The organism is Halarsenatibacter silvermanii (assembly GCF_900103135.1).
Lineage (GTDB): Bacteria > Bacillota > Halanaerobiia > Halanaerobiales > Halarsenatibacteraceae > Halarsenatibacter > Halarsenatibacter silvermanii.
The window spans coordinates 207,436-215,716 of the sequence record NZ_FNGO01000001.1 but is presented as its reverse complement, the minus strand read 5'-3'; the positions used below and the strand labels follow the sequence as shown (position 1 = coordinate 215,716).

The window sequence follows — 8,281 nt, the reverse complement described above, 5'->3', positions numbered from 1 at the left end:
GGATTACATGACCCTCGACAGGCACTTTTTCAGCCTGACCCAGATTCTGGCCAACGACGACTGGTTTCAGGATCTGCCCGAGGAATATCAGGCCATAGTGCTGGAAGGCGGCCGCAGGATGTCCGAAGCAGCCCGCCGTCAGACCCGGATAGTCAGAGAGGAAGGCCAGAATTACCTGGAAGAGCAGGGTATGGAGATATATGACCCCACGCCGGAGGAGATAGATAAATTTCGGGAAGCCACCCAGGAGCCGGTCACAGATTACGTCAAAGATGCGGTGGATGATGAAAGCTGGGTTGATAGAATATTTGAGGAAGCAGACCAGGCGCTGGAGGAGCTCGGTTATGAGGAGATAGGGGAATAAGAGCCTGAAAATCGAGAAGGCCCGGGGGCCCGATTTTAGCTGCGGAATGCAGTTGAGAGCAGAAAAAGGGCTCCCGTGGTTTTCTTCAGGAGGATTTTGATGATACCAAAACTCAGCCGAAGATTAAACTCGCTGATCGAAAAAGCCATCACAGGCATGATAGGTCTGATGCTTGCTCTGGTGTTGATTCAGGTTGTTGCCAGATATTTTCTGGGAGCCAGCACACCCTGGACCTCGGAGCTTTCACGCTATCTTATGGTCTGGATTGCCCTGGTAGGGGCCAGTGTGTTGAGCAAGGAGGAAAAACATGCCGCAGTTAATCTTTTTAAAAACAGGCTGCCGCCGCGCCTCCGAATTATTATAGAAGTATTCATAAATATTTTGATCTTGCTTTTGCTTTTTATTCTCGTGCTCAGAGGTTTTAGATATTCCTTCGATTACTGGAACTCTATCTCACCTGCCACCGGTATAAGGAGGACCTGGGCCTACCTATCCCTGCCTGTCGGCGCTCTTCTGATGTTTTTGCAGACTTTGAGCAATACCATTATAAAAATTGATTATCTGTTCAATAGGAGATTCTCTGATGGAGAAGAAGAGAAAAAGGAGAACTATAGGATATGAATATAATTCATTTATCTCTTATGGCAGTTTTGTTTCTGCTCTTTTTAGGTCTGCCGATAGCATTTGTGCTGGGGCTGGCCAGTCTGGCCTGGCTATTTTTTGCAGGGCTATCACTTCAGGCCATACCGATGAGGATTTTCAGCGGTATCGACCGTTTTGTGCTGCTGGCCATTCCCTTTTTTATGCTGGCGGGGGAGATAATGAACGAATCGGGTATTACCACAAGGCTGGTCAGGTTTGTAGAATTGCTTATAGGAAAAATCAGGGGCGGTCTGGCCCATGTAAATATCTATGCCAGCATTCTCTTTGCCGGCATATCAGGCTCGGCCATCGCCGATGTCTCCGCGCTGGGCTCGATCTTAATCCCCTCGATGGAAAAGCAGGGTTATACGAAAGAGTTTTCCGCGATGATCACCGCCTCCTCCTCGATAGTCGGTCCGATCATTCCCCCCAGCATCACCATTGTGCTTTACGGAGGTGTGGCGGGTGAGTCAATAGCCGGACTTTTCGCCGCTGCCATAGTTCCCGGCCTGATGATAGGCGTCGGGCAGAGCGTGCTGGTGGCAGCATTCGCCAAAAAGAAAGATTTTCCCGTTCAGAAGGTTAGTTTCAGCAGAAAGGAAGCTCTTTTGATCACCAAAGATGCTCTGGCCGCGCTGATCATGCCTCTTATAATTCTGGGGGGAATTCTGGGAGGAGTTTTCACCCCGACCGAGGCGGGCGCTATAGCCTGCGCTTACGCCATGCTGGTCGGATTTTTTCTCTTCGGCGAATTGAAGCCGGGAGATATACCTCACCTTTTGAAAAATGCAGCCCGGACTTCGGCCCTGCTCTTTATCATCATCGGCATGGCGGACATTCTAGGCTGGATACTGGCCATGGAGGGAATTCCCTCTGCCCTGGCAGAGCATTTGATGGCTCTGACAGATAACAGGTATCTGCTTCTTTTAATTATTGTGGGATTTCTGCTCTTTTTGGGGACCTGGCTGGAAGCAGGAGCCAGCATTGTCATGCTCGCCCCCATCGTGCCTCCCATGATGATAGAGATCGGTTTTCATCCTCTCCAGGCCGGCGTAATAGTGGTCATGGGCATGCTGATAGGTCTGATCACCCCGCCGCTCGGCCTCTGTCTTTTCACGGCGTCTTCGGTGAGCGGAGCGGAAGTCGAGGATATTTTCCGCGAAATTTTGCCTTTCATCACCGTCCATATAGTGGTGCTGATCCTGGTGGGAATAATTCCACAAATAACACTGTTATTGCCGGGACTTCTGGGGCTGGGATGATTACATAGGCAGGTTTTGAAACTGATTTGTGGTTTAAGGGTTTATTACGGTTGATTTCGGTCGGGGGGTTGTTTTAAAGCGGTATATGGCCTAAATTTGAGAGATTGCAGGAATTTTATGTAACATACCGAAATAAATTAATTAAGATGTTAAAGCGCGAATAAAAGATCTGCAGGGATCAAAAAACTAAAGAAGGGGGAATTTAATAAGAATGGAAAGCCTGCCGACTTCTACGTGGTTCTGGATGCTCACTCCAAGTCTGCTCATCGTGCTGCTGTCCCTGATACGATTGATCTACAGTGGAAGGGGGAATAGCTGATGGATCCTGTATTAACAACATTTGCCCTCTACATAGTGGGCATGATGGTAATTGGATATTATTTTTACAAAAGAAATCAGGACACCGAGGATTATTTTCTGGGCGACCGTGGCCTCAACGCTCCTGTAACCGCCCTTAGCGCTCAGGCCAGCGATATGAGCGGCTGGCTTTTGATGGGATTTCCTGGAGCAGTTTATGCCGGAGGTTTCAGCGCCATGTGGATAGGTATAGGACTTGCTATCGGAACCTATCTTAACTGGCAGTTTACCGCCAGCCGGCTGCGCTATTACACTGAAATTGTAGACTCGATCACGCTGACTGATTTCTTCGAGAGCAGGTATAAAGATGATTCGCGAGCTCTCAGAATCGTCACCGGCCTGGTGATACTGGTATTCTTTACGATATATGTTTCTTCGGGCCTGGTAGCAGGAGGCACCCTGTTTGAAACTATTCTGGGAGTGGATTATAATATTGCAGTTTACATCTCCGTTATAATAATAGCTTTATATACTTATCTGGGCGGATATCTGGCCGTCAGCTGGTCGGACTTCGTTCAGGGCTCGCTGATGTTTATAGCTCTTGTCATCGTTCCCGTGGCCGTGATCCTAAACATGGGAGGCTTGAGCGAGCTCTGGGCTCAGGTTTCCGAAGTTAACCGTGATCTGCTCTATGCTTTTCGCCAGGTTGATTTCGATCCCGGCAACGGCGCTTCCTGGCTCAGTACCGGGGAAGGAGTTTCTTTTGTCGACTGGATATCGAATATAGGCTGGGGCCTGGGTTATTTCGGTATGCCTCATATTATAATTAGATTCATGAGCATAGATAAGGGAGAAGACCTGCCTACTTCTCAGTTTATAGGGGTGACCTGGGTGGTAGTTACCCTGATAGGTGCAGTTTTTGTTGGTATTATCGGTATCGTCACCTTTGCCGAACCGCTGGGCAATCCCGAGACGGTGTTTCTCGATCTGCTGCAGTACGTCATGAATCCCTGGATAGGCGGTATCTTTCTGGCTGCCGTGCTGGCTGCCATTATGAGCACCGTCGACTCTCAGCTTTTAGTTTCTTCCAGTGCGCTGACTGAGGACTTTTACAAAGCCTTCTTCAGCCGTGATGCTTCCGATCGCGAGCTTCTGATAGTAAGCCGTGTTTCGGTTGTATTGATTACGCTGGTGGCGCTTTATTTCGCCATGGCTGGCGGCAGAATTCTCGATATCGTCGGTTACGCCTGGGCGGGACTCGGCTCGGCCTTCGGTCCGGCTGTACTCTTTTCGCTCTACTGGAAGAAGACCAACAAATACGGTGTTCTGGCCGGAATTCTGATCGGCGGAGTCAACAGTTATAGTCTGGAATAATTTCTTCGCCTACACCGGTCTTTATGAAATTATTCCGGGCTTTTTCTTGAGCAGTCTGGTGATTTTTCTGGTCAGCCTTCTCGGTCCGGAAACCGATCCCGAGATTGAAAAAGAATTTGAAAAAGTGAAAGAGATGGCCCGCGATTGATTCCGGGAGTAAAAGATAGAGGGATTCGACTTTTTAATCAATAAATTTTGCCCCACGGCGGCAGAAACTCCTGCCTTCTGGTGGGGCTTTAATTTTTTCTGCTGTTTTCCTCCGCCTCTCTTCATATGATAAATTTTCCGCGAGAATATTTTCATTATTTTTTTTCTTGCCCGGTGAAGACAAAAAGATCCACAAATCAAATTATTTTGGGTTGAGTTTTAAATATTTTTAAGCTATCATCGAGTTATGGTATAATGCTTACAAGTATTTACAGCATTTACACGGGAGGTTAATAAATTTATGAGCATAATAGTTGCCGGGCATCTTTGTCTGGATATGATTCCCGGCTGGGAAAAAGATAATTTTGACAATCTCAAACCGGGCAGCACTCTGGAGGTAGAGGGGTTAAACATGGCCACCGGAGGAGCAGTTGCCAATACGGGTCTGGCTCTTCATCGTCTGGGTTTGCCGGTGAGAATGATCGGCAAAATCGGCGACGACCATACCGGGAAGTTGATAGAAAAAATAATTGCTGAAAAGGGTAGAGAAGAGCTGACAGGAGATCTGCTGGTAGAGCCAGATGAGGAATCCTCTTATACTGTGGTTTTGAGCCCTCCCGATACAGACCGCATATTTTTGCATTATTCCGGTCCGAACGAGAACTTTGTTCCCGAAGATATAGATTATGAATTGATCGAGCCGGACGATATTTTTCATTTTGGCTACCCCCCTCTGATGACTGAAATGATCAAAAGTAACGGAAAAAAGCTGCATCAGATGTATTCCCGGGCTAAAAAGAGAGGCGCTATCACCTCGCTGGACATGGCGATGCCAGATCCCCGGGCCGAACCCTCCGGTCTGGACTGGAACAGTCTGCTGAAGCGCGTGCTTCCCGAGGTCGATATTTTTCTGCCCGGATTGGATGAAATACTTTACATGCTCGATGAAAGTGAGTACCGCGAGGTGTTCGAAAAAGAAACAAAGGATATTTCGCTGGATATAGTCTCTGAAATTGCCAGAAAATTGCAGGAGTTGGGCTGCCCTATTGTTGCTCTCAAGCTGGGCGAGCTGGGGATTTATTTGAAAACTGCTCCCCGGCTGGAGGAAAGGTTGACTCTCTCGCCGAATCAGAAAGAGGGAGAACAGATTCATATAGACATTTCAGAATGGAGCGATAGAGAACTTTATATTCCTCCTTTTTCCGTTGATATGGCAGGAACGACGGGGGCTGGTGATGCCGCTGTCGCGGGTTTTTTGGCCCGGTTTCATCAGGGCAGCAGCCCCCAAAAAGCGTTGATTACCGCGGCCGCAGTCGGCGCCTGCAGCGTGGAAGCTCTTGATGCTACCGGCGGCGTCCCTTCGCTGGAAAAACTGGAGGAGCGGCTGGCAGGTGGTTGGCCGCTTGAGGATATGGGATTGGCAGAAAAGGGCTGGTACGAGCATAGAAACTGGTACAGTCGTGTTTGAGGGCAGATCATAAAATTTAGAGTTTCATCAGATAGAAATTGTCAGGAGGTAATAATAAATCATGCTTGCTTTTAAAGAAGAGGCTAAAAAAATAGAAGACCGGATTATCGAGTGGCGGCGGGAGCTGCATAAGATACCCGAGGTGGGTCTCGACACGCCCAAAACCCGGAAATTCATCGAATCGGAGCTGGAGAAGATGGAGATCGATTATGAGACAGGTTACGCTCAGAACGGACTGGTTGCCCTGATCAAAAAGGGGGAGGATTATGAGAATTACCGGACTTTTGCTATCAGGACGGATATAGACGGGCTGAAGGTAGAGGAGAAGACAGGGCTTGATTTTGCCTCCCGGCACGAGGGTAAAATGCATGCCTGCGGTCACGATGCTCACGCAGCCATGGCGCTCGGCGCCGCCAGAATCATATCGCAAAATATTGGGGAGTTTGACGGCAATGTTAAACTCATCTTCCAGCCAGGAGAGGAGGGCGCCGGCGGCGGCGAGAAAATGATCGAGGATGGAGCTCTCAAGGACCCTGAAGTCGATGCCGTGATCGGCCTGCATACAGGCGGGGTGATCGGCTGCATGGAAAATGGACAGATAGGCTTTAAAGCCGGCCCGATGATGGCCTGCACCGATAGAATTAAGATGACGGTGATCGGCAGAGGCGGTCACGGAGCCATGCCCAATACCGTCGTCGATCCGATAGCTATAAGCGCCTCGATTATAGAGAATATCCAGACGCTTATCAGTCGGGAGATTTCGCCGGTGCATCCGGGTGTTATCAGCATCTGTCAAATAAACGGCGGAAGTGCCTTCAATGTCGTTCCTGACGAGGTTTCAATGGAAGGGACCGCCCGCTTTATTCATGAAAAAGAGCGGAATAAAATAGCTCGCAGGATGGAAAACCTCTGCACCAAACTGGCCGAAAGCCGCGGGGCTGAGGTCGATTTCGAATATGAAAGAGGATATCCCCCGCTGGTCAATCCCGAAGAATTCACAGAGTTTTTCCGGCGGGAATGCGCGGCCGAAATTTTGGACGAAGAGGAAATAGTAAAGCTGGAAGAACCGGTCATGGGCGGCGAGGATATGGCCTATTATCTCGAGAAGGTTCCCGGAATCTTCATTTTTCTGGGAGGTAAAGGGGAGATAGACGGGAAATTTCATGGTCATCACAACTCCAAATTTGACATAGACGAAAAGGTTCTCTGGAAAGGCACAGCCCTTCTGGTCAAAACCGCCCGGCGCTGGCTGGAAAAGAACGGATAAAGACAGACGATCACAGCTTAATTTACAGCCGCTGAAATTTACTTCTGTCTGCACCGATCTTCTATCTGTGATATAATTATCAGCAAAGCTGGAAGAGGTGTAAATTAATGGTTGGTGATCTGCGCAGTAAAATTTTGATCTCGATCGCGGCGTTGCTGCTGGCACTGATGATATTTTCACCGCCGCTTTTTGGCAGTGAGACCGCCTTCATGCAGGAGTCCAGCATCGGGCAGCCGACAGGCGAAACCGATAAGCTGGAAATTTTCAGCTGGTGGACCGCCCCCGGTGAAAAAGAGGGGCTGGAGTTTTTGCAGGAATATTTTCAGGATGAATATAGAGAAATAGAAGTGGTCAATGCAGCCGTGGAGGGGGGAGCGGGAGTAAACGCCAAGGACGTGCTCAAAATGAGGCTTCTGCGTGAAGATCCGCCCGATGCTTTTCAGGTCCACGGCGGGGCCGAATTGAGCGATACTTTCGTGGCCGGCGATTACATAAAGCCGCTTACCGACCTCTGGCAGGACAAAAATTGGGAGGCTGTCTATACCGACAGTCTGCGTGAACTGGTCAGAGTTGACGGCGAATACTTTTCGCTGCCCGTGGCCGTTCACCGTTCCAATAGAATCTGGTATAATCGAGATATGCTGGCTGAGCACGGACTGAAACCTCCCCAGACCCCGACTGAGCTTATCGAGACGGCGGAGGTTATATCCGAAGCAGGTGAAAAACCGCTGGCCCTGGGATCGCGCAACCTCTGGCCGATAACTCATCTCTTCGAAAATCTGCTGGTGGCTGAAGCTGAACCAGCTGAATATCGGGATTTGATATCCGGCCGCCGTTCCTGGCAGAATCAGGAAGTTTTCCTTGCTCTGGAAAAACTGGCCGAGCTCTTTGAATACGCGGATGACGACCATGCCGGATTGACCTGGCATGAAGCATGCGAGCGGGTAGCCCGGGGTGAGGCGGCCATGACTGTGATGGGCACCTGGAGCCGCGGCTATTTTTCTGCCCGGGGCTATGAGCCGGGAAAAGATTATGGATCTGTGCCGCTGCAGGGCGAGGAGGAAATTTTCCTCAAGATCGTTGACACCTTTGCCGTGCCAGCGGCTGCAGACCACAATTACTATAACATGCGCTGGCTGGAGTTCGCAGCCCGCCCAGAAATTCAGCGCCGGTTTACAGCCATACTGGGAGCAGTCCCGCCCCGCAGCGATATAGACCCCTCCAGTCTTGAGCCGGGAATAGCCGCCGACCGCCGTCAGCTGGAAAAACAGGAACTTCTGCCCAGCCTGGCCCACGGCGCCGCAGCCCGGGAGGTCTTTGTCAGCGCTTTAAACGAAAAGCTCAACGAATTTTTATACCAGGGAGATATCGAAAATACCGCCGCTGAAATCGACGATATCGTCACCACCTATTTGCCCTGATGATTTGAGCTGGCAGTTTAGTTCCGGTTTTCAGGCTTT

7 protein-coding genes are annotated in these 8,281 nt (G+C 49.7%); all 7 read left to right on the top strand.

Translation table 11 applies throughout. From position 1 onward, the window contains the following. A partial coding sequence (locus BLT15_RS00980; protein ID WP_200769657.1) for a TRAP transporter substrate-binding protein occupies window positions 1-364 on the top strand: 364 nt, incomplete at its 5' end. 99 nt (window positions 365-463) lie between these two features. Beyond that, window positions 464-985, top strand: a complete 522-nt coding sequence (locus tag BLT15_RS00975) for a TRAP transporter small permease (RefSeq protein WP_089757770.1) — start codon at window positions 464-466, stop codon at window positions 983-985. Then, a complete protein-coding gene (locus BLT15_RS00970) occupies window positions 982-2,268 on the top strand; it encodes a TRAP transporter large permease (RefSeq protein WP_089757768.1) in 1,287 nt (428 codons plus the stop codon). Before BLT15_RS00975 ends, BLT15_RS00970 begins: the two co-directional genes overlap by 4 nt. 318 nt (window positions 2,269-2,586) lie before the next feature. Further along, a complete protein-coding gene (putP, locus tag BLT15_RS00965) occupies window positions 2,587-3,939 on the top strand; it encodes a sodium/proline symporter PutP (protein ID WP_200769656.1) in 1,353 nt (450 codons plus the stop codon). A 448-nt stretch (window positions 3,940-4,387) separates the two neighbouring features. Further along, window positions 4,388-5,554, top strand: coding sequence for a carbohydrate kinase family protein (locus BLT15_RS00960; protein WP_089757767.1), 1,167 nt, complete (start codon window positions 4,388-4,390; stop codon window positions 5,552-5,554). Between the two features lie 61 nt (window positions 5,555-5,615). Further along, a complete protein-coding gene (locus tag BLT15_RS00955) occupies window positions 5,616-6,821 on the top strand; it encodes a M20 metallopeptidase family protein (protein WP_089757765.1) in 1,206 nt (401 codons plus the stop codon). A 107-nt stretch (window positions 6,822-6,928) separates the two neighbouring features. Further along, window positions 6,929-8,242 (top strand): ABC transporter substrate-binding protein, encoded by a 1,314-nt coding sequence (locus BLT15_RS00950; protein ID WP_089757763.1) that lies wholly within the window; start codon window positions 6,929-6,931, stop codon window positions 8,240-8,242. The last annotated feature ends 39 nt before the right edge of the window (window positions 8,243-8,281 follow it).